This window comes from Methylobacterium sp. J-030 (assembly GCF_022829545.1).
GTDB lineage: Bacteria > Pseudomonadota > Alphaproteobacteria > Rhizobiales > Beijerinckiaceae > Methylobacterium.
On the sequence record NZ_JAKSYM010000005.1, the window covers coordinates 1 to 1,634 of the forward strand.

The following is a 1,634-nucleotide window of genomic DNA, read 5'->3' on the forward strand; positions in this document are numbered from 1 at the left end:
TGCTCGTCGTCGGCCTTCATCAGCAGCCAGGGCTGCTTCTTCTCGCCCCCGCGGCCCTTCATGCGCACGAGATGCCATCGGCCCGCGAGCCTCTCGCCGTGTAGGGCGAACTCAAGGTGGCCCTTCGCCAGTCCGGCCGCCGGATCGCCTACCGGCTCCCAACTACCGGTGTCCCAGACGATCATCGTCCCGCCGCCGTACTGACCCTTCGGGATCGCACCCTCCCAGGCCAGGTAGTCGACTGGGTGATCCTCCGTCATGACGGCTAGCCGCTTCTCGGCGGGCGACAGGCTCGGTCCGCGCGTCACGGCCCAGCTCCTGAGCACCCCGTCCATCTCGAGCCGCAGGTCGTAGTGCAGGCGCCGCGCGTCGTGCTTTTGGACGACGAACCTAGCCTTCGCCGCCTTGCGGCCGCGCTTGCCCTTGGGCTCGGGCGAGGCCTCGAAATCCCGCTTGTCCCGATAGGATCTGAGCAGCTCGGTCATCGTCCTGTCAGAACCGGAATGGCCCATTCGAGTTCCTGGACCGACTCCTTCGATAGAGCCATCTACAATAATGGGCAGGTTATCCACAGGTGCGCCTGTGGAGGAACGAGTCGAGTTGGACTCTCGTTGAGCCGTCAAGTTCCCGATCGCTGCACGACGGATGCATCGATGGGCGGCAATACTTGGACGGATATAGGAGACCGACGTGGCAGCCCGCGCCAACTGGAAAGGTCATCTTCGACTTTCACTCGTCTCCTGCGCGGTCGGACTGTATCCGGCGGTCAGCTCGTCGAGGGAACTGAAGTGCCATACGATCAATCGCGAGACCGGCAACCGTCTCAAGCAGCTGATGGTCGACTCGGTGACCGGCGATACCGTCGAGCGCAACGATCAGGTTAAGGGCTGCGAGATCGCCAAGGACGAGCTGGTGCCGGTCGAAGACGACGAGCTCAGCGAGATCGCCCTGGAGAGCACGCACACGATCAACATAGAGGCGTTCTGCAAGCGCGACGAGGTCGACGAGCGCTACCTAGACAAGCCGTACTACCTCGCGGCCGAAGACAAAATCTCTCGCGAGGCCTTCGCCGTCATCCGGGATGCGATGAAGAAAAAGGGCATGGCAGGGCTCGGGCGCATCGTCATTTACAAGCGCGAACGGGTGGTGCTGCTCGAACCGTACGGCAAGGGTCTGCTGGCCACGCTGCTACGCTACCAGGACGAGGTCCGGTCGCCGACGGCCTATTTCGAGGACATGCCCGAAGGCGATCCGACGGCCGAGATGCGGGCGCTCGCCGAGGAGCTGATCGCGCGATCCACCCGGAAGTTCGACCCCTCGAAGTTCGAGGACCGCTACGAGGCGGCGCTGATCGCCCTGGTGAAGGGGAAGGCCCCGAAACCGGCGAAGGGCAAGGGCAAGGCGAAGGCCGGTGCGCCGAGCTCCGGCAACGTCGTGAACCTGATGGAGGCCCTGAGGCGCAGCATCGACTCCGAGAAGGTCGTTTCGCCTGCCAAAGCGCAGCCGCGCAAGACGGAGACGAAGCCCTCGACGCCCGCGAGGAAGCGCGCTTCGGGCAAGGCTACCGCCGGCAGGACCCGAAAGGCTGCCTGACCGGCCGCCTGTCCGGCCGGCGCACCGCCAAGATTACTGCG

The 1,634-nt window shown here is 64.7% G+C and carries 2 protein-coding genes; one reads left to right on the forward strand and one right to left on the reverse strand.

What is annotated here, in order from left to right:
• On the reverse strand, positions 1–485 hold a 485-nt coding region (locus MKK75_RS00045), incomplete at its 3' end, for a DNA polymerase ligase N-terminal domain-containing protein (RefSeq protein WP_279593450.1).
• Positions 486–690: 205 nt separating this feature from the next.
• Here MKK75_RS00045 and MKK75_RS00050 point away from each other — a divergent pair.
• Positions 691–1,593 carry a Ku protein gene (locus MKK75_RS00050; RefSeq protein WP_244040608.1) on the forward strand — a complete coding sequence of 301 codons (903 nt, stop codon included), beginning with the start codon at positions 691–693 and terminating at the stop codon, positions 1,591–1,593.
• Positions 1,594–1,634: the final 41 nt, after the last annotated feature.